Source organism: Polaribacter sp. HA6-7, assembly GCF_055693625.1.
In genome coordinates this window covers 2,464,312-2,485,570 of the sequence record NZ_CM146338.1, presented here as the reverse complement: position 1 = coordinate 2,485,570, position 21,259 = coordinate 2,464,312, and the positions used below count along the sequence as shown (strand labels likewise).

Genomic DNA, 21,259 nt, shown 5'->3' with positions numbered 1-21,259 from the left:
AATTATTACTGATTAGAAAGTTCGCGAGAACTTTCGCAAGTAAGCGATTAGCTAGCAATAAAATTTATACGTTGTTGTGCGTAGGCTTTTTCCCTATTAAATCCTTAATTCGATTAGGAAATTTGTGATTAACATAAACACCTATTCCAAAAACTCCCATTATCAGTAAGAACGGAAAAATAAATCTCAGTTCAGACTTTACGTCATCCATGTCATATAAAATATCGTTTTCTCCTGTTGCAAGTTGAAATACTTCAGGTTCAATTTTAGATTGTTGATTTTCTTTTATCCGGACTTTTGCTTTTCCTGATTTTTTTAGTCTTTTTTTAATAAGCTCGTATTTTTCATTACTCCAACTTTGCTCAATATTTTTAAATATTTTATAAGTTCTCTTATCTTTTTCGAGTTTTAAAAACAATTCAGATTTTACACTTTTGTGACCTTTTGAACTAACCTGAGTATAAAAAGTATTAACATTTTGAATTTCTCCATTTATTTCAATCAAAGAGTTTTTAGTGGTAAATAGAGTAGGTGCAAAAAGTAAAAAGCGCAAACTATACAACCAATTCCGAACCAAAGTAATTTAGTAGCATAATAGTTTTTTCCCATTTTCTATATTCTTTTTTTCAAAATCTATCCACGTATTTTTATCTTCTTTTAATTCATTTATTAGTTTCTCTTTGTTTGTTTCTAATTCAATTAACTCTCCATTTCTCTCTTTTAGAATATAAGTTGAAGCTTCAATAGCTTTTTGGGTATACTTTTCCTTATTATCTAAAATGAACCTTAAATCTGAATCAGTTTTATTTCTAAATTTTTTGATGAAACTATTATCTTTCATTTCTAATTTCAGAGGTTTCTTTTAGCTGTCTAGTCCTGAAATATGGCTACAGGTTAAAATTGAATTAAGCTGATAATTTATATACCATATTTATATACCATATTTGGTGTTTTATAGTCTAAAGATAAGTGTAATCTTATTTCGTTGTATAAATTAATTGCATTTTTTGCGGCTCTCTTAGCGTGAGCCACGTTATCAAAGGTTTGGTCGAGATAAAATTCATCTTTCAATATACCATTTACACGTTCAGCCATGGCATTTTCGTAACAATGATTTTCTTCGGTCATACTAATATCTATCTTTTTCTTTTTAATATTTGTGTGTATACATTGCTACAATACTGTATTCCTCTGTCCGAATGATGAATAAGTTGTTTAATTTTTTTAGCTTGATAAATTGCCTTATTAAGTGCTCTGACACATCCTTTTAGTTCTAAGCTGTCACTAAGATCATACCCAACTATTTTTCTAGAATGCATATCTGTTATTAAAGCCAGGTAACAAAACCCTTTTACGGTTCTAATGTATGTGATATCAGATACCCAAACCTGGTTAGCTCCGGTAACTTCTAAGTCTTTTATGATGTTATTATACTTATAAAAACGATGATAAGAGTTAGTAGTTCTAGCACTTGTTTTCTTTCTAAGTGTTAGCATTTGGTGTTTTCTAAGGACATTAAATAAAGTATCTCTACCAACTTTAATATTTACTTTATTAAAATCTATATCTAAAGATTTAATAAGCTTACGCACACCCTCTCTAGGAAGAGATTTGCGTCTTTTTCTAACAATATTTATAATCTGTTGTTCTAGTATTAAACGTTTATCAGCTCTAGATTTGTATTTATAATACGCATCACGTTTAAGCCCAAAACAATGGGTTATAGTCGTTAAAGACGCAAATCTCTTAGATTTTTCTTTAGCTTTTATTAAGGCTTTATACTTAACTTTTTTTAGTTCAGCAATAGACTTAAAACCAAGATCTTCTGCTGCTACTTCTAAATAAGATTCTTCTACCATAGCATCGAGATCCTTTTTAAGTAGTAGTTTTTTAAGCTGTTCAATCTCTTTTTGAAGCCCTTTAATTCTAGATATTTCGTCTTTTGTTTCCACTTTTACTCTGGTGTTCATTAAGTCTTTACGATTATACTTTTTAATCCACACATTTACTGTTGTAGGTGCAATTGAGTAGAGTTTACAAAGTTCGCTTTTTGTGTGTTTCCCGATTGTAAGTTCGGCTAAAATTTTTAATTTAAAAGGTTCACTGTAACGTCTAATTACTTTGTCATTTCTGTACATAATGTTTAAAATTATGTAGCCTTATTTCAGGACGGGTCAAGCTTACGCACAACGTTGTTGTATAAGATTAGTTGCGTGTTTCAAGCAACTAATTTACTAGATTAATCACGAACGGCGAAATTCCGAAGGAATTTCCCAAGTGAGCTAAAACTAGCAATTAATTTTATACGGTGTTAGCAATAGTTATTTTTCTATTACTATTACGATGGTTATTATAAATACTCCTGAGTTTTTTGATTCAATATTACTCTATGACTTGAACTTTCAAAAGTTCTCGACCTCCTTTGTCTTCAATGTTCATATTTATAAAATTTAAATCAGTTAATTCTTTTTTGTAAGTATTTATTAAGTCATCACCTATTACACAAGCAATTTCGTTTTTCTCGGTAATTTCTATTCTATCTCTTGGTTTTTTTACCCAAATATTATTTTCAGTTTTTTCCCATTTAGGATTGATTTTTTTTAGATGAATGTTTTTGTCACTTACACTCAATAAAGAGATTATTTCATTCATTTTAATCTCATCATAATCTATTTTTACAGAAGGAATAATATTAATCATTTCAGGGGTTTCATTTGAATATATGAGTTCAATGGTTTGTCCCTTATAATAATTAGAAATATCATTGACGTTTTGGTCAACAATAAGTTCTTTTCCTTCTTTCGTGTTAAATTTAATAGTCAATGAACTACTTCCTCCACCTTTTAATCTTTGAAAGGAAGTTATATCTATTATTTCTCCAGTGGCTTTATGTCCAGCTTCTTTAAGGTTATCATTTTTTTGATAAGAAAAGTTGATAAAAAAACAAAATACATTATTAAACCTGGAACTATAAGTAGTGGAGTATATTTATATTTTTTTATTCCTGAGTGTTTTGTTTTAACAATGTAATCATTCCAGTCTTTAAAATTAAATATAACTTGAGCTAGTAGAATTGTGAATATTACTCCACCAATACCAGCTATTATAAATGGAGATTTGTTATAAACCTCTAAAGGAATTAAGAAATAAAATAGGATAAAAGTTATTATTAATAATGTTATCCAAAGTGCTTTTATATTTTTCATATTTTAAATTATTGCTAACGTTGTTGTGTATGATTAGTTGCGTGTTTTAAGCACTAAAGTTAGTAAATAAAACACAGATAGAAAGTCCGCGAGGACTTTCGTAAAATGGCTAAAACCAGGCAATTAATTATACACGGTGTTGTAGCACGTTTTTTTATTCGTAATATTTATCTCTTTTTTTCTGTTGCTCAATATTCTTTCGTTTTTTTCAGAATCTAAATATGGTATTGTTTTTATAATTTTAAAAACCCAAGTTTTGTTATTCTCCGTAAATTCCTCTTTGGAAATGTTCACATTGAAATAAAGGGAATTATCTCGATAATAAACAATTGCATTTCCACCTGTTTCGCTATTCCAATTTTCCATTATTATATTACCGTCTTTTTCATAAATGAAATCACGGACTTTCTCTAAATCTAAATCCTCTCCAAAATTTACTGAATATATTCTCCAGTTAATTTCTTGATAGCAGTTTTTAATTTCATTCAATTTCCAAGGATAATATTTGTTTTCGGCTATTTCTTCTTCCCAAGTTTTAACAGAATTAGTTGAATTTGATTCAGAAACATCTTCAATTTCCACTTCTTCAGTGTAAATTTCTTGCACATATTTTCCTTTGTATCTTTCACAATCTATTTCTACTTCGTATTGAACTATTGTGTCAGCAATCTGTTTGGTATATTGTACTTGACCACAAGGCATACTTGCAAACTTATATCCATCTTTCACTATTGATTTTAAATTCAAATTTGAGTTTAATTCAAATGGATGCCAATAAGCTGTTCTATCAATATTTTCCGATTTTGAAAACAGAAAATATAATAAAGCTATATTCAAAATAGCAGAGCTAATAAAAATAATTAATTTTCCTCTGTTCATTTTTTTAATGTGCTACAACGTTGTTGTATAAGATTAGTTGCGTGTTTTAAGCACTAAAGTTAGCAAATAAATCACAGATAGAAAGTCCGCGAGGACTTTCGTAAGTAGGCTAGAACTAGCAATTAATTTTATACGGTGTTGGCAAATCGTATTTTTTTATTATTCAATGTAACTTCAATTTCTCTATATTTCAAGTTGTTTTACCAATCTTCTTCTGTTTTCTTTTTTCCTTTTATGTAGTTTTCTAAACCTTTAGAAAGATTATTAAACACACTAGGAATATCTGTTATTAATTCGGAATATAAACCTCTAACTTTACCACTTTTCTTATAATAACGTTTTGCATTTTCATTTATATAAATTTCATTCCAGCCATACTCTTTTGTATAATATTCAAGTCTTGTTGGGTTAAATTTTATTTTTCCTTCTTTAAAAGCTATTTCAATTCTATATTTAGCATTCATTGAGCTTCCACCTCCAATTCTCAGAGTAGAAGGACTTATTCCCTCTATGAATATTTTTTCATTCTCAATTTTTGAATTAATTACTTCATCAGGTTTTTTAAATGTCTCTTTTATCCAATTTATAGTTTTTGAATATAATTCCGATTTAGTTTTGTCTTTAAAGTTTAAAACTAAATAGTCATTTAAACCTTTATTGTCAAAATTGAATTTTTCTTGACTATAAGAACTTAGATAAGTTAGTAAAGTAAATAATAAAGTGATTTTTTTAAGTTTGTTTTTCATATCAATAATTTTTTGTGATTTTTATTTATTAAGGTTTGTTGTATAATTCTACTAATTTCAGTGCTAAAAGAATTAGTGTAATAAAAAAACTAATTCGAGCAATCCATTTAGTCCAAAAAATTCAGAAAGAGTTTTGTTAATTAATTTTATATTAACTCGTTTATTTTCTTTTTCTAGCCATTTATCTGTCATTCCTCCATTTTTCAAAAGCTCAATGATTTCATCACGATTAAATTTATTCCCTAAAGTTTTATCTCCTCTTTCGTTTTTATATGAGAGAATATTTAAAGTACTTAATTCTATTATTATAAATTCAATTCGCTCTTTTTTAATTCCTGTTTCTTTTAAAAAGAATGGCAGAACACCTTTAAAAACGTTATCTTTTTGATTTAAGTCTAAAAATTTTTTTAAAGCTAGATCAATTGAAATAGATTCGTTTTCAGTTATTTCCATTTTAATTCTTTTGAGTGATTGGTATATGTTTGCCAACGTTGTTGTATAAGATTAGTTGCGTGTTTTAAGCACTAAAGTTAGCAAATAAATCACAGATAGAAAGTCCGCGAGGACTTTCGTAAGTAGGCTAGAACTAGCAATTAATTTTATACGGTGTTGGCAAATCGTATTTTTTTATTATTCAATGTAACTTCAATTTCTCTATATTTCAAGTTGTTTTACCAATCTTCTTCTGTTTTCTTTTTTCCTTTTATGTAGTTTTCTAAACCTTTAGAAAGATTATTAAACACACTAGGAATATCTGTTATTAATTCGGAATATAAACCTCTAACTTTACCACTTTTCTTATAATAACGTTTTGCATTTTCATTTATATAAATTTCATTCCAGCCATACTCTTTTGTATAATATTCAAGTCTTGTTGGGTTAAATTTTATTTTTCCTTCTTTAAAAGCTATTTCAATTCTATATTTAGCATTCATTGAGCTTCCACCTCCAATTCTCAGAGTAGAAGGACTTATTCCCTCTATGAATATTTTTTCATTCTCAATTTTTGAATTAATTACTTCATCAGGTTTTTTAAATGTCTCTTTTATCCAATTTATAGTTTTTGAATATAATTCCGATTTAGTTTTGTCTTTAAAGTTTAAAACTAAATAGTCATTTAAACCTTTATTGTCAAAATTGAATTTTTCTTGACTATAAGAACTTAGATAAGTTAGTAAAGTAAATAATAAAGTGATTTTTTTAAGTTTGTTTTTCATATCAATAATTTTTTGTGATTTTTATTTATTAAGGTTTGTTGTATAATTCTACTAATTTCAGTGCTAAAAGAATTAGTGTAATAAAAAAACTAATTCGAGCAATCCATTTAGTCCAAAAAATTCAGAAAGAGTTTTGTTAATTAATTTTATATTAACTCGTTTATTTTCTTTTTCTAGCCATTTATCTGTCATTCCTCCATTTTTCAAAAGCTCAATGATTTCATCACGATTAAATTTATTCCCTAAAGTTTTATCTCCTCTTTCGTTTTTATATGAGAGAATATTTAAAGTACTTAATTCTATTATTATAAATTCAATTCGCTCTTTTTTAATTCCTGTTTCTTTTAAAAAGAATGGCAGAACACCTTTAAAAACGTTATCTTTTTGATTTAAGTCTAAAAATTTTTTTAAAGCTAGATCAATTGAAATAGATTCGTTTTCAGTTATTTCCATTTTAATTCTTTTGAGTGATTGGTATATGTTTGCCAACGTTGTTGTGTAAGGAAAGTTGCGTGGTTTAAGCAATAAAGTTAGTAAATAAAACACGAACCAAAAAATCCGCGAGGATTTTCGTAAATAGGCTTTTACAAGCAATTTTTTTACACGGTGTTGGGCATTGGCTTTATTTTATTCCTAATAATGATTCTTTAAAATTATCTATAGTCAAATCTTCTTCTTGATGTTTGTCTAATAAATCATTATGATAATCTAAAGTTATTTTAATTTCAAGAATTGCTTGTTCTATTGTACCAATTTGTTTTTCGCTTCCTAATTCAATTAGTTTTTTGATAAATATATCTATATAATAATGCAAGTGCTCTATTAAGATTGGTGTAAAAGTAGGGTAAGTTCCGAATGAATTATTAAACTCCTTGTTCTATATATTCTTCTTAAATGCCAACCAATTTTTGTGTAATGTTTATTTAATACTTTTTTAATGTTTTTAGGACAATTAAACATTTCGTGAACACTATAAATCCTGTTTTTAAGTAATGGAAAATCAGCTAATTTCTCATAAATTTTTAATCGCAATTCTTTATTTTCTTTTAGCGTAACTAAAGCAGCTACGGAAACAATTGGATTTGGTTCTTCATAACCAATAGTTTTTTTAAGCATCTTCTTAAAAAAAACAGGATTCCAATTATTTAAATTCTCATAAAGTTCCGCAAATTGTTTTTCTATATAATTAATTTGAAGAAAAGGAATAAGTTGGTCAGCAATTTGTACAATTCTATCTTTATTTGATTCTGTTGATTTAGGCATTAAAGTTTCTAAAGCAGCCCATAAATCTAACATTTGGTTTTCAATGGCTGAAGCAGATAATGCAGCACTATGTAAATCTATACTTCTTGAAAATCGATAAGTTGATTCTCCATTTAATTTAAAATTTGATAATACATTTTCAACTGATTTTGCTGCAAAATTTGGATACTCATCATTTTTAGTTTTTAAAATTGACTTTATAGGTTTGTCAATTACTACGACATAATTATCACTTGTTCTTGAAACTATACTTGTATTATTTAACTGTGGTTTTTCTTTATGATGAAAGAAGTTAAAAAGATTTGTAACCTGTCCAAGAAATTTTTCTACATTTTCTCTTGCAGAATGATGGTCTAATCCTTTAACTTTTGAACAAATTATAAACGATTCATTTTCTTTTCTGCTTTTCTTAAATCTTAAATCTCCTGGGATAGTTGAAAAACAATTATAGGTTTTTGTAACAACAACATCATATTTGTTTAAAGTCTCTTTAAAATCTTTAAATAATATACTACCAATGAAAGCTACTATATATTCAGTTGATTTAAAACTAAATAATTCAAAAAAATCTTTTAATTGCTTAATTTCTTTTATTTTTTGCTCTTTAGTTTTGTCAAAAAAGAAATGATAATTTTGATAATCTATATGGTTTGGATGATAACCGTAATTTATTAGTTCTGTTAAGAATGAACTTGTTAAATTTTTGATTTTATCTTTTTGCTTTCCTTCTTTAACAAGGATAAAAAGAGATTTTTTAACTTCTTTTAAATATTTTCTTTCGCTAAAATGGTTATGTATAAACTTAATTATATTCTCTAATGCATTAATTTTTATTTCATTGGGTTTAATTTGGTTCAGGTAAAAATCAAACTTTTTTCCTAAAATGTTTTTTGCAGCTATATCTTTTTCCAAACTCCATTTTAATTCTTCCAAGACAGATTGAAGGTTCTTTTTAGGCATATAGCCATCTTTAATTTCTCCAATTGTACTCAAACATTCTATACACAATAATCGACAATTTAATGCCATAGGTTTATAAGAATCTAATGTGTATTCGAACAACATCTCATCAACTGTCTGTGAAAAAAATAAGAGTCCTTCTAATTCGGTAGGTTTTCCCAATGTGATGAAGTTGTTTTTCTCATAGTTCAATTTTTAGCTGTCTAGTCCTGAAATATGGCTACAGGTTAAAATTGAATTAAGCTGATAATTTATATACCATATTTATATACCATATTTGGTGTTTTATAGTCTAAAGATAAGTGTAATCTTATTTCGTTGTATAAATTAATTGCATTTTTTGCGGCTCTCTTAGCGTGAGCCACGTTATCAAAGGTTTGGTCGAGATAAAATTCATCTTTCAATATACCATTTACACGTTCAGCCATGGCATTTTCGTAACAATGATTTTCTTCGGTCATACTAATATCTATCTTTTTCTTTTTAATATTTGTGTGTATACATTGCTACAATACTGTATTCCTCTGTCCGAATGATGAATAAGTTGTTTAATTTTTTTAGCTTGATAAATTGCCTTATTAAGTGCTCTGACACATCCTTTTAGTTCTAAGCTGTCACTAAGATCATACCCAACTATTTTTCTAGAATGCATATCTGTTATTAAAGCCAGGTAACAAAACCCTTTTACGGTTCTAATGTATGTGATATCAGATACCCAAACCTGGTTAGCTCTCGGTAACTTCTAAGTCTTTTATGATGTTATTATACTTATAAAAACGATGATAAGAGTTAGTAGTTCTAGCACTTGTTTTCTTTCTAAGTGTTAGCATTTGGTGTTTTCTAAGGACATTAAATAAAGTATCTCTACCAACTTTAATATTTACTTTATTAAAATCTATATCTAAAGATTTAATAAGCTTACGCACACCCTCTCTAGGAAGAGATTTGCGTCTTTTTCTAACAATATTTATAATCTGTTGTTCTAGTATTAAACGTTTATCAGCTCTAGATTTGTATTTATAATACGCATCACGTTTAAGCCCAAAACAATGGGTTATAGTCGTTAAAGACGCAAATCTCTTAGATTTTTCTTTAGCTTTTATTAAGGCTTTATACTTAACTTTTTTTAGTTCAGCAATAGACTTAAAACCAAGATCTTCTGCTGCTACTTCTAAATAAGATTCTTCTACCATAGCATCGAGATCCTTTTTAAGTAGTAGTTTTTTAAGCTGTTCAATCTCTTTTTGAAGCCCTTTAATTCTAGATATTTCGTCTTTTGTTTCCACTTTTACTCTCGGTGTTCATTAAGTCTTTACGATTATACTTTTTAATCCACACATTTACTGTTGTAGGTGCAATTGAGTAGAGTTTACAAAGTTCGCTTTTTGTGTGTTTCCCGATTGTAAGTTCGGCTAAAATTTTTAATTTAAAAGGTTCACTGTAACGTCTAATTACTTTGTCATTTCTGTACATAATGTTTAAAATTATGTAGCCTTATTTCAGGACGGGTCAAGCTTGTGCCCAACGGTTTTATATATGGTTTGTTGCGTATTTCGAGCAACTAATTTAGTAAATAAAAACGGAATAGAAAATCCCCTAAGGATTTTCGTAAGTAGATAAGTACTAGCAATAAATTATATATGTTGTTGCAAGTAGTGATTTTCTAACTAAATTTCTCATTTCTTAATTTTCAATTTTTCCGTTTTATTTCTCTCTTTTTTTACGTTTCTGCTTAAAATTCCGCTTTAATTAATTTCCGCCTATTTATTCACGCTTTATTTTCAGCGTTCAATTCTGCTTTTTTTCACGTTTCAGCTTAAAACTCCGCTTTAATTAATTTCCGCTTATTTATTCACGCTTCATTTTTCAGCATTCAATTCTGTTTTTTTCTCTTTTTTAGGGTTTATTTTCTAAAAATAGAGTAGTAGTCATTTTCAATTTTTCCAATGTAATATTATTCAATATTAATTTCTAGAAAAGAAAAATCACTAATTAGGAATTTCAGGCTGAAATTCCGCCATTACTTGCAACGTTGTTGTATATGGTTTGTTGCGTGTTTTAAGCAACTAATTTAGTAAATAATTACCGACAAAGAAAGTCCGCGAGGACTTTCGTAAGTAGGCGAGAAGCCAGCAATAAATTATATACGGTGTTGTGTGTAGTTTTATTTCATTAATTTTAAAATTTCACTTTCTATAATTTCATTGTCAGGATTATAACCATTAAAAGATTTTACAATAATTCCTTTTTGGTTTATTAAAAAACTATTAGGTATTGAAGATATGTTATATTGTCTTGAAACTGGGTCATTAAAACCTTTCAAATTTGAAATATTTATCCAAGTAATATTATCTTTTTTAGAGGCTTCTTTCCATTTTTCTTTAGCATCTTTTTTGTCTAAAGAGTAGCTAATTATAACAAGATTTTCATCTTTATATTTTTTATAAAGCTTAGAAAATTCCTTTTGATTTTGTTCATGACAAGGCACGCACCAAGAAGCCCAAAAATCTAATAATATAATTTTTCCTTTAAAATCCGAAATTTTTATCTCCTTATTATTTAAATCAAATGCAGTAAAATTCTGAATATAATCACCAATTTTTAATTTATTTAACTTTTTTTGCTCAAAAAGAATTTCTCCGTTTTTAGACGACTTTAAATTACTATCAAGGAAGTTGTAATATAACTCTAAACTATCTTTTGATATTTTACCTGATAATCTTATAATGTTTTCTAATGAAATTTTATTATTTGGTTTTTGGTAGATGAAGTTTATCTGATCTAGTTCAATTAATTTAGCTACTTTTCTAAATAGTGAATCAGTTTTTCCCTTATTTTCAGGTAAAGCTATTTCTCTTTCAAATTCATTACCATGTTTTTGCATTATACTATTAAATTCAGCTTGAATTTTATTTAATTGTCCTCCTATAACTTTTACTGTTTCAAAGTATGTGTTCTGCTTATTTAATTTACCATCAATTAAAACATTTTCATTTTTAAACCGGATTGTGATATTAGAAATTGTTCGTTTTAAAGAATCGCTAACAACTTTAATTTCATACTTTTTTGTTTTTTTACTGCTAAGGTTCTTAAATTCAAACGAATTATTAATTAAGCTTATTGAATCTATTTTGAATTTTTTGTTATCAGAATCTATACTATCTAATATAATTGAAAATTCACCATTTACTCCCTTAAAATTTCCACTAATTGATTTCTTTTCAATGATTTCGTTTTTGCATGAATTTGTAACGATAATTAATAATAAAATAAATAGTTTTTTCATAGTTCATATTTTTTTGTAATTACACACAACGTGTTTGTGTTATGATTAGTTGCGTATTTAAGCAACTAATCTACTAAATAAATCACGAACGGCGAAAATCCGAAGGATTTTCCAAGTGAGCTAAAAGCAGCAATTAATTATACACGGTGTTAGCCATAGTTTTTTAAAATTCAGTTCGAGAGTTTCCGTCTTTCATAAAATCAAATTTTCCATAAAATTCGGGTTATTTAAAATTCTTTTAAGGTCATTTTTTGAATCTTTATTTTTAATAAGTATTTCAAAATCATATTTTTTTTCTGACTTTTCCGTTATTCTCAAGAAGTTTTTGTTTCCGAAAATCGAATGAGTTTTCCAGCTTCCATAATCCATATATTTCAAATAAACATTTTCAAGTTCATTCAATGAAATATTTTTATTCTTATGATCTAGGTTAAATTCAATTCTCTCAGTTGAGATTTTTAATTTTCCGATTTTTTTCGGTTTTAAAAAAGATCGTCCAAATAAAAAATAAATTCCTGATAAATAAATTGCAAGAGCTAAATATTTCAAATATAAGTTTTGACTTTCTTTTTCATACATAAAAATGTAAAATCCTGAAATCGCATATAGAATTAGAAATACAATCATAAAGATTTTATTGAATTCTTTTGTTTTTACTATTTCAGTTTCAAATTCTGTTGTCATTTTTCTTAAATTATGGCTAACGTTGTTGTATAAGCTTTGTTGCGTGGTTTAGGCAATGAATTTACTAAATAAAACACGAACGGCGAAATTCCGAAGGAATTTCCCAAGTGAGCTAAAAACAGCAATAAAGTTTATACGGTGTTGTAAGTAGGCTTTTCTTTTTTTTAAATTATTTTGATTATCTCATTATATATTAAATATATGGCTAATATAAAAAGTAATATTGCTCCGCGAATTGAATAATATTTAAAACTTGTACTTTCCTCATTTACTTTGTAAGTTTTCATTTCAACATATATTATTGCTCCAACAGCAAGCAAAAATATTATTCCAATTATTACAAACTCAATATCAAATTTTTCTCCCAAATTATAAGTGTTTTATTTATTCAAATCCACGAGTAGGAAATGAACTCAATTCTTTTTTTAAGTTTTCAGAAACAGTTTTTAATTCTATATTATTTAATGCGCATTCCACATAATATTCCTTTTCATCATTTGCATTTTTCGGTCGAGATTCCAAGTCAAAAATTATTTTCACTGTTTTCAGTTTTTCGTTAAATTCTTTAAGTTTAAATTCAATGTTTGGTTCTATAAAAGTTAAGTTTTTCGATTCAGGTTTTATATTATTTGACAAGTTTTCAAACCATTTAATTATTTCTTTAACTTCTTCCGTTAATAATGCTGGGTCAATGGTTTTCCATTTTCCACATTTACTGTTAATATTTAAGTAAATTAATAACCAATTCGAGTCGTATTCACAAGTCGTATTTTCGGGAAATTCATAATTAGTAATTTTGAACTCTACAGTTTGATTATCTATTCCTTTAAATATCATTTTTCCATTCCTGATTTCGTTTCACAGCTTACTTACAACGATTTTGTATATGATTTGTTGCGTTTTTGAAGCAACTAATTTAGTAAATAAAAACGGAATAGAAAATCCGCCAAGGATTTTCGTAAGTTTGTAAATCACCAGCAATAAATTATATACGGTGTTGTATTTAGCGGTTTTGAGTTCTAAATAATCTTTCTACTTGAAATTTTATACCGCTCTTTTTTCCCGCTTCAAAGCTCAATATTTTTCCCGCTTTCAATGCTCAAACTCCCTATTTCTAGTTTCCGCTTTAAATTCCCGCTGTTGTGCTAAAATCTTTTCTTTCCACAGATTTTTTCCGGCTCAAATTTTACTTTTAAATGCTTCTTTAATTTTCCCGTTTTATTCAATTTTAAGATTTCCGCCGTTGTGCTAAAATCTCTTCTTTCCACAGATTTTTTTCCCGCTCTAATTTTAAGTTTTAAATGAATCTTTAATTTTTCATTCTATTTGTAACTAGTCTTAAATAATTTTTAACGGTGCAATTTTCTCTTAAAATGGAGGAGAAGATATTTTCATTTTTAGTTTTTGAGTATTTTTTTCGGCGTGTAATTATGTCAATTTACTTTTTAGAACTCCAAAATACAAATTAGGAATTTCTGGCTGAAATTCCGCCGTTAAATACAACGTGTTTGTGTATGGTTAGTTGCGTGGTTTAGCAACTAAATTAGTAAACTTTTACGAACCTGTGAATATTCCGCAGGAATATTCACAAGTAGAGAAGAAAACAGCAATTAATTATACACGGTGTTGTGCATAGTTTTTTATTTCGTTTTGATATAATAAATTTCTTTTAATTGTCCATTATATAAACCTAAATGTCCAGTTTTACCAGCTTTATAAAGTCCGATTATTTCAACTTTTTTCCATTCATTTTTCTCCACACACTATCTAATTCGGTTGCTGGTTTAAATGATTTAATCCAAATTTTTTCTGATTCTACATAAATTCCTTTGTTTTCCAAATCGAGATGCAATTCGCCTATGATTTTTAGAGTGTCATTGTCAAATTCAGTTCGATTTTTACTTAATTCGTTAATATTGGTCAGACTTACTTTTTGCAATATTTCTGCGTTTCCGAATTCTGTTTTCTGCGTGTTGCAAGAAAATATAAGACCAATAAAAATTAAAATTAGATGTTTCTTCATAAGTTTTGTCAACTTATGCACGCTGTTGTGCATAGTTCTTTATTCACTCGCGACTCCGATAAATATTAAATATTCAAATTCAGTATCATAGATTTCGAGTAATTGTTCTTTGTTTAGGTCAACTTTTTCCTCATTCAGAGCATATTCAACCATTTGGTTTATATCCAATTCGGCATTCGATTCAGATTCGCTTTCAGGATTTGGATTGTCAGAAGTCAGTCCAATTTTTTCCATATAATTCATTTCCGCAAGTAGAGCGTCACGAATCAAATTCAAGTCAGATTTTTTCTTGTTTAGCTTTAATGCAATGAAACAAGTCGCCTCGTCCAAATCATAGATTTCTTTTCCAGCGTTATTTTCATTCACAGTACAGGTTGGTTCGTTTTTACAACCGAAAAATGAGAGTAAAGTCAAGATTAATATTTTTTTCACGTTTCTTGTGTATTGTCCTGAAATAGGTTGACCTTTTTTTGATGTTTAAAAGGTTAATAATTCCAGATTATTTTTATTTTTTCGATACGATTTATATTCAATATTTTGATTTATATGCACATGTTTAGGAGTGTATAAATCGAGACTTAGATGTGGTCTTAGGTTGTTGTAAATATAAACGGCTCTTTTAGTAATCTTTTGTGCTAATTTAGTGTTTTTTATTATTGTTTTCAAACCATATTCATATTTTAAAGTTCTATTAATTCTTTCCGCAATAGCATTTTCATAAGGGTCATGTTTTTCAGTCATACTCATTTTTAATCCATTTGATTCAGCAAAACCAGCGTAAGTTGGATTGCAATATTGTAAGCCTCTATCTGAGTGATGTATTAATTTTTGATTTGGGTATTTACGGTTTTTAAGCGCCATTTTTAAAGCATCTATACAAAGAGATGTTTTCATATGTGAATCTAGTTTATATCCCATTATTTGTTTAGAATAGGCATCTGTAACTAAAGCCAAATAACTATGTCCTTTTTGAGTTTTAATATAGGTTATGTCTGTTACCCAAAGTTGTTCAGCTCTTGTAGGGGTTTTATTAGTAATTAGGTTTTTGTATTTATAAAAATGATGATTAGAATTAGTGGTTGTATGATAGTTTTTAGTTCTAGAGATCAATAGTTTATGGTTTCTTAAGAATGTGTAAAACTTATCTCTCCCTATTTTAATTCCTTGTTTTTTGATGTCGTTTTTCAATTCATGATATAGTTTTTTAGCGCCTAATTTCTGTCCAATTTTGTCACGACATTTTTTAACTAATTGGATTAAAATACGTTCGTTGTTTTGCTTTATTTTGTATGATTTTAAGCGTTTATAAAAAGCTTGTTTAGTAATCCCAAAACATTGAGTTAACCATTTTCTTTTAAACGGTTTTGTTTCTTTTTCTGAATCTCTTCTGCTAATGTTTTGGGCAATGACTTTTTTGACATATCGACTCCAGTAATGATTTCCATGTCTGCAATTATATCTTGTTGGAAGTCTTTTATAAATTCCAGTTCCTCAATTTTTTCTTTGAGTTTTTTAATTTCGTCTTGTTTACTCATACCTAATTTCTTTTGATCTAAGGTACTATATTTTTTTATCCAGTACTGAATAGTTGCTCTAGAAATATCGTATTTTTTAGCTGCATAATTTACAGAAATCCGTCCATTATGAATTTGGTCAATGATGAATAATTTGAGTTCGAAACCGACTTTATTGTAGTTCTTTTTTCGGCAGGGTTGTTTTGTTTTTGTGCTCATAGTTTAACTAAAGTTGTTTAATTTTTAGTCAACCTATTTCAGGATTTTACATTGGGTTAAATTATGCACAACGTTTATGTGTATGATTAGTTGCGTGTTTTAAGCACTAAAGTTAGCAAATAAATCACAGATAGAAAGTCCGAGAGGACTTTCGTAAATTGGCTAAAACTAGCAATTAATTATACACGGTGTTAGCCAATGTTTTTAGAATGGTAAATTATCTTCTTCATCAATAATTGGTTCATTCATCTTTTGTTCATTATCAAATCTTTCCTCAATTACTTGAATAAATTTTACAAGACTGTTTATATTATTAAAAATTAAAATACTTTCCGAATAATCAGCTATTTTCTCATTGTCGTGCGCTAAACTTTTATTATTTCTGATGTAATTAAATGAATCTAATATTGATATTGAAAACTTCAATATTTTAACTGTCATTTCAGATTCAATTTTTTCCAATTTGACGAGATTTTTCACATATTTTCCAAAAATAGCATTTAGAGATTCTTTCTTCTCGTATCCAATTTCGTGTTTTTCACATAAACTCCTAATATAACCAACTAAATAAGTGTGTAATCTATCAAGTCCAGCTTCAGGTTGATCTTTTAAAATATGATTTTTTATAGATTCAGATAATAATTTATAATCTCCGGTATCTTCAATTGGTTTAATTGCGTCAATTTCGGCAATACCTGTTTCATCTCGTAATCTGTGTCCAATTTTATAACATTGTTCTATTAATTCTTCACTAATAGTTTCTGTTGGATGTTGGTAAGAATATCCTATTGCTTTGCTATAATCAAGAATTTCAATAATAGATTTTCCAACAATATAATTATTTTCTTTGTTCCAAAATTCTCTTATTCTATTCGCTTTAGAACCACTATATTCATTTTCATACTTTTCGTTATAAATTTCGATTTCATATTTTTCTAAAAAGAATTCTTCAAATGTTCTATTTGTGAAATCGAGAACATATCCACCTCCCATATCAAAGACTCGTTCTAATTTTATTTTATCTAATCTGCTTAATTCAGCCATTCTATTTTCGATGGTTTTACGAGTTTTTTTCTAATATTGGCTAACGTTGTTGTATATGGTTTGTTGCGTGGTTTAAGCACCTAATTTAGTAAATAATTACTGTCAAAGAAAATCCGCGAGGATTTTCGCAAGTAAGCAATAAGCCAGCAATAAATTATATATGTTGTTGGGCTTAGTTTTTTTCCAAATTTTAAATTCATTTCTGACTATATTCAATATTTCAACCATAAACAAAAGTTCATCTATCTCATTAAAGTTTTTATAATAACTTTCAGGATTATAATATTTAAATTCATTCGTTTTATTGAATTCTTTCACTTGTACAATATAACTTACTCCATCTAATATGCTTATGGATTTATGAACGGATTCGTACTCAATTATTTCTTTACCTTTTCTATTTGTTTTAGTTTCAAAAATTGAATCTCTTCCTTGAATTTTCCAACTAATTTCTTCTTGATTTGGCAAATTCATAACTTTACTTCTCAAGAATTTTAGAAATATAAAGTCAAAATTGTTTTTTGGTTTTAGCTTTTTCTTCTCAATTTTTAATTCAGTTTTATTAGGAATTTCAGCATAATGCTCATAAAATTCAGCTTTCCATTTTTTTCTCTCGTAATTGTACATTCTAAATACAGAAGAATAATTAGTAATTCCTCTTCCAGAATATATTCTAATCTCTCTATTATATTTTAAAGTGTCTGTTAAGTTTAAATCTTTATTCAACAACTTTATATTTTGAGCTTTAACTCCAAAAGAAATTAGTATAATGAATATCAAATAGTTCTTTTTCATAATTAAGCCCAACGTGTTTGTGTATGCTTTGTTGCGTTGGTTTAGCGTAAAGTTAGCAAATAAATACTGAATAGAAAATCCGAGAGGATTTTCGTAAGTTGGCTAAAAGAAAGCAATAAAATATACACGGTGTTGTAAACAGTTTTTTTTCATTTTTGTTTATGCTTTATTCCGCCTTTTGTTTTTTATTTTTAGTTGGCTTATTTAATTTTTCAAAATAATGATTTGTATCGGAATTCATTATGATTTTTGGTTGTTCAAATAATCTATTTATTAAATAAGTATAATATCCAGCTTTTCCGTTTCTGTTTTCATAATGTAGTTCAATTTCAGTTTCAAATATTCCGTAATTGACTTTGTAAGTTCCAACTCCAAAAAAATTACTTGATAATGTTCCATCAGGTTTCAGAATTAAACTGTCTGGTTTATGAGGTGATTCAATACAACAGATTTTCTTTTGATAATTCTTATTAATATAAATACCTGCAATATTATTCTTCATTAAAGGTATGTTTCCATTGCACTGTAAAATTAAAATTAGTATGAATAAAATTAAGCTAATATTAATTGCTTTTTTTTCATTTTTTCGATTTTTCTTAACCTTTTTTTAATCTGACTCTTTCGATTCCATTCTGATAATTCAGAATTTGGGTTTTGAGCTTGTTCGTCAATTTCGGCTTTAGTTAAACCTTTAAAATTCTTTCTTGTAATATGAATGCTTTTTGACATTTCTTAAATTGTTTACAACTAGTTATATGCAATCAAATATATTGCATTTTCATTATAATTTACCGGATAATAAAACTTTTTTGTTGTTATTATCGGTCATTTTTATCTTTTGTAAGGCTCTATCTAACGGATTCTGAATCTCCATTAAATCTTTTCTTTTTACATGTGTATATATCATAGTGGTTTCCGGTCTAGAATGTCCTAACAAAGACTGAATGTATCTTATATCAACTCCGTTTTCAAGTAAATGTGTTGCATAACTGTGCCTTAAAGTGTGTGGTGTTACCGTTCTTCTAATGCCTGCTTTTAAACAATTCTTCTTTAAAAACTGACGTACACTTTCCGCACTATATTTTCCCTTGTTTTGTCCTTCTACAAAATAAATTTCGGGTTTGTATGAGTAATAATAATTAGATAATAACGGAATAAAACTATCGGCTAAACTAACATATCTGTCTTTTCTTCCTTTACTATTTTTAATAACTAATTGCTTTCTATCAATATTAAAGTTCTCTAATTTTAAATTAATCAATTCGCTAATTCTTAATCCGCAAGAATAAATTAAAGCTAATATTGCTTTGTGTTTTAAGTTTTGGGTAACGCCAATAATTTTTAAAACTTCCTCTTGAGACAAAATATTAGGTAGTTTTTTAGATTTCTTGGGTCTAACTAATTCTAAATTATTTATTAAAGTTTCAGGGCAAAAAACTATAAATAGTTTTAAAGCACTAATAAATTGCCTTTGAGAACTTACAGAGTAATTTCTCTCTATAAATACACTTTCAATAAAAAGTTCTACAGATTTATTAGTTAGTTCGTTTAAAGCGGTTTTAGTGTGAAAGTTTATAAAATCGGCAACAAAAAAAGTATAGGTCTGTATGGTGCTTTTACTATACCTTTTCCCTTTTAAATAAAGGTAAAAATTATTTAAAAGCACTTTTTCATCCGCAGATAAATTTCTGTTGAAAGGGGTTTTCTTTGTTGAGTTTAGAATCGTTAATTTTGTAATTTTATCAAAATTTCGCTTAAGAGCTTCTAAATTTAAGGCGGTATCTTGCAAATACCAACATTTAAGAGATTTGCTCCATAAAGCTCCATCAATTTTTCTTATAATATTTATTAAATCATTATTATAATCAAACTTAATTAGAAGTTGTTGCTTGTTACGGTGCTTTTTTCGCTCAACAAATATGTTAGGATACTTTTTCAATTTTCTTATTTATAGCACCTAAATATACTAAATATAAGTCGATTATAAGTGTTTTTTAAATAGGTTTTTAAATAATTTTGTTAGAAAAACGTTATTGCTACAAATAAAAATGTGTTTGTAAATTTTAATTAAAACTTTAGTAAATCATTCACATAATAAATAGCTGTAAAACTTAAAAATTAATAATACTGATGTATTTTTACATAATTATTTAAACTTTTATGTCGAAAAGAAAGAAAACTAAAAAGAAATATCGTTTTGTAAGAAGAACTTTAAGGGTTCTTATTGCTGTTTTGTTTTTTCCTTTTTTTAGTTTTATTTATCCGAAGTTCTTGGGGACAAGATTTAATCGTACAAAAAGCTGTTAATTATGTTTCTAATAAAACCAATACAAAGGTAGCGATAAATAAGTTGTTTATTACTTTTGATGGTGACATTCAATTAAACGGTTTATTTTTAGAAGATAAAAAAGGTGATACCTTAATTTATTCGAAATCTCTAGAAGCAAACGTACCACTTTTTGCAATGATTTCAGGAAAATCTATCGGTGTAGATAATTTAGAATGGAATGGTGTAAGAGCAAATATCGTAAGAAAAGACACGCTAAATAATTATAATTTTCAGTTTTTAATTGATGCATTTGCATCAGAAAATACTACGGAAGTTGCTAAAGATACAACAACAAATCCTGTTGATATTGTCTTAGGAACCTTAAATTTTAAAAATATAAATATAAATTTGAAAGATGATGTTTTAGGTGTTGATAGCAAGTTTAAGATTGGTAGTTTAGCTGTAGATATCGATAAAGTTGATGTAAATTCTATGTATTTTAATGTTCATGAAGTTGGACTTAAAAATTCTGAAATCTCTTATATTCAAAAGCCTACATCAATAGTTTTACCTGCTACAGAAGTAATTTTACCAACAATTACTGCGGATAAGATCTCGATTAATAACACAAAAGCTTTCTATCAATCTAAGATAGATAATTTGTCTGCAAATGTTGCCATCACAGATTTTTATTCAGAAATACCCAGCGCAGATTTAAAAAAGAATAGTTTTGATATAAATACAATTCAGTTACATAAATCAGAAATTTTATTAGCTTTAAATTCTAGAGACAATCAAAAAGTAAATAATAACACACCAGTAACTTTTAGTTGGCCAGCAATCGATTTAAAAATAGATGAAATAGATTTTTCAGAAAACAAAGTTCAATATGCTGTAAATAATCAAAAACCGAGTTTAAATGTATTTAATCCGAAGCTTTATTTATTGATAATTTAAATTTAAAAGCGAAAGAAATTAAATTAAAAGATAAACAAGCGGAATTAGAAATAGAGCGTTTTAATTTTAAAGAAAAATCTGGTTTAAATCTTTCAAAATTTCAATTAACTATAAAGGCAACAGATACAAAAACTAGTATTTCCGATTTAAAAATTGCTGTCAATCAAAATAAAATATCCGGTAATTTACAAGCTAAT

At 27.3% G+C, this 21,259-nt stretch carries 31 protein-coding genes; 1 reads left to right on the top strand and 30 read right to left on the bottom strand.

Annotated features, from left to right (window positions below):
- Window positions 1–64 precede the first annotated feature (64 nt).
- The 30 genes from ACZ1HD_RS13880 to ACZ1HD_RS13735 form a co-directional block, all read right to left on the bottom strand.
- The gene (locus ACZ1HD_RS13880; RefSeq protein ID WP_472687775.1) at window positions 65–505 is read right to left on the bottom strand and encodes a hypothetical protein; all 441 of its coding nucleotides are present in this window, start codon (window positions 503–505) and stop codon (window positions 65–67) included.
- A 78-nt stretch (window positions 506–583) separates the two neighbouring features.
- Entirely contained in the window at window positions 584–841 is a 258-nt protein-coding gene (locus tag ACZ1HD_RS13875; protein WP_472687774.1) for a hypothetical protein, read from the bottom strand.
- Between the two features lie 77 nt (window positions 842–918).
- Entirely contained in the window at window positions 919–1,128 is a 210-nt protein-coding gene (locus tag ACZ1HD_RS13870) for an integrase core domain-containing protein (protein WP_472687765.1), read from the bottom strand.
- 8 nt (window positions 1,129–1,136) lie between these two features.
- On the bottom strand, window positions 1,137–2,138 hold the full coding sequence (locus ACZ1HD_RS13865; protein WP_472687773.1) for an IS3 family transposase: 1,002 nt from the start codon (window positions 2,136–2,138) through the stop codon (window positions 1,137–1,139).
- Between the two features lie 244 nt (window positions 2,139–2,382).
- Entirely contained in the window at window positions 2,383–2,823 is a 441-nt protein-coding gene (locus ACZ1HD_RS13860; protein WP_472687772.1) for a hypothetical protein, read from the bottom strand.
- A 47-nt stretch (window positions 2,824–2,870) separates the two neighbouring features.
- Window positions 2,871–3,206, bottom strand: a complete 336-nt coding sequence (locus ACZ1HD_RS13855; protein ID WP_472687771.1) for a hypothetical protein — start codon at window positions 3,204–3,206, stop codon at window positions 2,871–2,873.
- Between the two features lie 123 nt (window positions 3,207–3,329).
- Window positions 3,330–4,085 (bottom strand): hypothetical protein, encoded by a 756-nt coding sequence (locus ACZ1HD_RS13850; RefSeq protein ID WP_472687770.1) that lies wholly within the window; start codon window positions 4,083–4,085, stop codon window positions 3,330–3,332.
- 200 nt (window positions 4,086–4,285) lie between these two features.
- Window positions 4,286–4,831 (bottom strand): DUF4468 domain-containing protein, encoded by a 546-nt coding sequence (locus ACZ1HD_RS13845; protein WP_472687769.1) that lies wholly within the window; start codon window positions 4,829–4,831, stop codon window positions 4,286–4,288.
- A gap of 72 nt (window positions 4,832–4,903) precedes the next feature.
- On the bottom strand, window positions 4,904–5,284 hold the full coding sequence (locus ACZ1HD_RS13840) for a hypothetical protein (RefSeq protein WP_472687768.1): 381 nt from the start codon (window positions 5,282–5,284) through the stop codon (window positions 4,904–4,906).
- Window positions 5,285–5,502: 218 nt separating this feature from the next.
- Entirely contained in the window at window positions 5,503–6,048 is a 546-nt protein-coding gene (locus ACZ1HD_RS13835) for a DUF4468 domain-containing protein (protein ID WP_472687769.1), read from the bottom strand.
- Window positions 6,049–6,120: 72 nt separating this feature from the next.
- Window positions 6,121–6,501: a hypothetical protein gene (locus ACZ1HD_RS13830; RefSeq protein ID WP_472687768.1), complete on the bottom strand. Its 381-nt coding sequence runs from the start codon at window positions 6,499–6,501 to the stop codon at window positions 6,121–6,123.
- A 169-nt stretch (window positions 6,502–6,670) separates the two neighbouring features.
- Window positions 6,671–6,862 carry a hypothetical protein gene (locus ACZ1HD_RS13825; protein WP_472687767.1) on the bottom strand — a complete coding sequence of 64 codons (192 nt, stop codon included), beginning with the start codon at window positions 6,860–6,862 and terminating at the stop codon, window positions 6,671–6,673.
- Window positions 6,863–6,870: 8 nt separating this feature from the next.
- The gene (locus ACZ1HD_RS13820; protein WP_472687766.1) at window positions 6,871–8,433 is read right to left on the bottom strand and encodes a hypothetical protein; all 1,563 of its coding nucleotides are present in this window, start codon (window positions 8,431–8,433) and stop codon (window positions 6,871–6,873) included.
- A gap of 89 nt (window positions 8,434–8,522) precedes the next feature.
- A complete protein-coding gene (locus tag ACZ1HD_RS13815; protein ID WP_472687765.1) occupies window positions 8,523–8,732 on the bottom strand; it encodes an integrase core domain-containing protein in 210 nt (69 codons plus the stop codon).
- Window positions 8,733–8,740: 8 nt separating this feature from the next.
- On the bottom strand, window positions 8,741–8,968 hold the full coding sequence (locus ACZ1HD_RS13810) for a DDE-type integrase/transposase/recombinase (protein ID WP_472689366.1): 228 nt from the start codon (window positions 8,966–8,968) through the stop codon (window positions 8,741–8,743).
- Between the two features lie 28 nt (window positions 8,969–8,996).
- Window positions 8,997–9,557, bottom strand: coding sequence for a hypothetical protein (locus ACZ1HD_RS13805; protein WP_472687764.1), 561 nt, complete (start codon window positions 9,555–9,557; stop codon window positions 8,997–8,999).
- On the bottom strand, window positions 9,532–9,744 hold the full coding sequence (locus tag ACZ1HD_RS13800; RefSeq protein ID WP_472687763.1) for a transposase: 213 nt from the start codon (window positions 9,742–9,744) through the stop codon (window positions 9,532–9,534). The genes ACZ1HD_RS13805 and ACZ1HD_RS13800 overlap by 26 nt, the downstream gene beginning before the upstream one ends.
- 691 nt (window positions 9,745–10,435) lie before the next feature.
- Window positions 10,436–11,557, bottom strand: coding sequence for a peroxiredoxin family protein (locus ACZ1HD_RS13795; RefSeq protein ID WP_472687762.1), 1,122 nt, complete (start codon window positions 11,555–11,557; stop codon window positions 10,436–10,438).
- A gap of 192 nt (window positions 11,558–11,749) precedes the next feature.
- Window positions 11,750–12,241: a hypothetical protein gene (locus tag ACZ1HD_RS13790; RefSeq protein ID WP_472687761.1), complete on the bottom strand. Its 492-nt coding sequence runs from the start codon at window positions 12,239–12,241 to the stop codon at window positions 11,750–11,752.
- Window positions 12,242–12,405: 164 nt separating this feature from the next.
- Entirely contained in the window at window positions 12,406–12,609 is a 204-nt protein-coding gene (locus ACZ1HD_RS13785) for a hypothetical protein (protein ID WP_472687760.1), read from the bottom strand.
- Between the two features lie 16 nt (window positions 12,610–12,625).
- The gene (locus ACZ1HD_RS13780; RefSeq protein WP_472687759.1) at window positions 12,626–13,078 is read right to left on the bottom strand and encodes a WapI family immunity protein; all 453 of its coding nucleotides are present in this window, start codon (window positions 13,076–13,078) and stop codon (window positions 12,626–12,628) included.
- A gap of 889 nt (window positions 13,079–13,967) precedes the next feature.
- Window positions 13,968–14,276 carry a hypothetical protein gene (locus ACZ1HD_RS13775; RefSeq protein ID WP_472687758.1) on the bottom strand — a complete coding sequence of 103 codons (309 nt, stop codon included), beginning with the start codon at window positions 14,274–14,276 and terminating at the stop codon, window positions 13,968–13,970.
- Between the two features lie 27 nt (window positions 14,277–14,303).
- Window positions 14,304–14,696 (bottom strand): hypothetical protein, encoded by a 393-nt coding sequence (locus ACZ1HD_RS13770; protein ID WP_472687757.1) that lies wholly within the window; start codon window positions 14,694–14,696, stop codon window positions 14,304–14,306.
- Window positions 14,697–14,741: 45 nt separating this feature from the next.
- On the bottom strand, window positions 14,742–15,590 hold the full coding sequence (locus ACZ1HD_RS13765) for an IS3 family transposase (protein ID WP_472689365.1): 849 nt from the start codon (window positions 15,588–15,590) through the stop codon (window positions 14,742–14,744).
- 14 nt (window positions 15,591–15,604) lie between these two features.
- Window positions 15,605–15,997, bottom strand: a complete 393-nt coding sequence (locus ACZ1HD_RS13760; RefSeq protein ID WP_472687756.1) for a transposase — start codon at window positions 15,995–15,997, stop codon at window positions 15,605–15,607.
- Between the two features lie 204 nt (window positions 15,998–16,201).
- Window positions 16,202–17,041 carry an abortive infection family protein gene (locus ACZ1HD_RS13755; protein WP_472687755.1) on the bottom strand — a complete coding sequence of 280 codons (840 nt, stop codon included), beginning with the start codon at window positions 17,039–17,041 and terminating at the stop codon, window positions 16,202–16,204.
- 102 nt (window positions 17,042–17,143) lie between these two features.
- The gene (locus tag ACZ1HD_RS13750) at window positions 17,144–17,767 is read right to left on the bottom strand and encodes a hypothetical protein (protein WP_472687754.1); all 624 of its coding nucleotides are present in this window, start codon (window positions 17,765–17,767) and stop codon (window positions 17,144–17,146) included.
- A 235-nt stretch (window positions 17,768–18,002) separates the two neighbouring features.
- Entirely contained in the window at window positions 18,003–18,338 is a 336-nt protein-coding gene (locus ACZ1HD_RS13745) for a hypothetical protein (protein ID WP_472687753.1), read from the bottom strand.
- A 50-nt stretch (window positions 18,339–18,388) separates the two neighbouring features.
- On the bottom strand, window positions 18,389–18,565 hold the full coding sequence (locus ACZ1HD_RS13740) for a hypothetical protein (RefSeq protein ID WP_472687752.1): 177 nt from the start codon (window positions 18,563–18,565) through the stop codon (window positions 18,389–18,391).
- A 52-nt stretch (window positions 18,566–18,617) separates the two neighbouring features.
- Window positions 18,618–19,775 carry a tyrosine-type recombinase/integrase gene (locus ACZ1HD_RS13735; protein ID WP_375241287.1) on the bottom strand — a complete coding sequence of 386 codons (1,158 nt, stop codon included), beginning with the start codon at window positions 19,773–19,775 and terminating at the stop codon, window positions 18,618–18,620.
- Between the two features lie 285 nt (window positions 19,776–20,060).
- Between ACZ1HD_RS13735 and ACZ1HD_RS13730 the strand changes: the two genes are divergently transcribed.
- On the top strand, window positions 20,061–21,062 hold the full coding sequence (locus tag ACZ1HD_RS13730) for a hypothetical protein (RefSeq protein ID WP_472687751.1): 1,002 nt from the start codon (window positions 20,061–20,063) through the stop codon (window positions 21,060–21,062).
- Window positions 21,063–21,259 lie beyond the last annotated feature (197 nt).

Bases quoted from the DNA above. Each gene is read 5' to 3' on its own strand.
- ACZ1HD_RS13875 (WP_472687774.1), bottom strand. From the start codon at position 841: ATGAAAGATAATAGTTTCATCAAAAAATTTAGAAATAAAACTGATTCA.
- ACZ1HD_RS13870 (WP_472687765.1), bottom strand. From the start codon at position 1,128: ATGACCGAAGAAAATCATTGTTACGAAAATGCCATGGCTGAACGTGTA.
- ACZ1HD_RS13865 (WP_472687773.1), bottom strand. From the start codon at position 2,138: ATGTACAGAAATGACAAAGTAATTAGACGTTACAGTGAACCTTTTAAA.
- ACZ1HD_RS13855 (WP_472687771.1), bottom strand. From the start codon at position 3,206: ATGAAAAATATAAAAGCACTTTGGATAACATTATTAATAATAACTTTT.
- ACZ1HD_RS13850 (WP_472687770.1), bottom strand. From the start codon at position 4,085: ATGAACAGAGGAAAATTAATTATTTTTATTAGCTCTGCTATTTTGAAT.
- ACZ1HD_RS13845 (WP_472687769.1), bottom strand. From the start codon at position 4,831: ATGAAAAACAAACTTAAAAAAATCACTTTATTATTTACTTTACTAACT.
- ACZ1HD_RS13840 (WP_472687768.1), bottom strand. From the start codon at position 5,284: ATGGAAATAACTGAAAACGAATCTATTTCAATTGATCTAGCTTTAAAA.
- ACZ1HD_RS13835 (WP_472687769.1), bottom strand. From the start codon at position 6,048: ATGAAAAACAAACTTAAAAAAATCACTTTATTATTTACTTTACTAACT.
- ACZ1HD_RS13830 (WP_472687768.1), bottom strand. From the start codon at position 6,501: ATGGAAATAACTGAAAACGAATCTATTTCAATTGATCTAGCTTTAAAA.
- ACZ1HD_RS13815 (WP_472687765.1), bottom strand. From the start codon at position 8,732: ATGACCGAAGAAAATCATTGTTACGAAAATGCCATGGCTGAACGTGTA.
- ACZ1HD_RS13800 (WP_472687763.1), bottom strand. From the start codon at position 9,744: ATGTACAGAAATGACAAAGTAATTAGACGTTACAGTGAACCTTTTAAA.
- ACZ1HD_RS13795 (WP_472687762.1), bottom strand. From the start codon at position 11,557: ATGAAAAAACTATTTATTTTATTATTAATTATCGTTACAAATTCATGC.
- ACZ1HD_RS13790 (WP_472687761.1), bottom strand. From the start codon at position 12,241: ATGACAACAGAATTTGAAACTGAAATAGTAAAAACAAAAGAATTCAAT.
- ACZ1HD_RS13780 (WP_472687759.1), bottom strand. From the start codon at position 13,078: ATGATATTTAAAGGAATAGATAATCAAACTGTAGAGTTCAAAATTACT.
- ACZ1HD_RS13760 (WP_472687756.1), bottom strand. From the start codon at position 15,997: ATGAGCACAAAAACAAAACAACCCTGCCGAAAAAAGAACTACAATAAA.
- ACZ1HD_RS13755 (WP_472687755.1), bottom strand. From the start codon at position 17,041: ATGGCTGAATTAAGCAGATTAGATAAAATAAAATTAGAACGAGTCTTT.
- ACZ1HD_RS13745 (WP_472687753.1), bottom strand. From the start codon at position 18,338: ATGAAGAATAATATTGCAGGTATTTATATTAATAAGAATTATCAAAAG.
- ACZ1HD_RS13740 (WP_472687752.1), bottom strand. From the start codon at position 18,565: ATGTCAAAAAGCATTCATATTACAAGAAAGAATTTTAAAGGTTTAACT.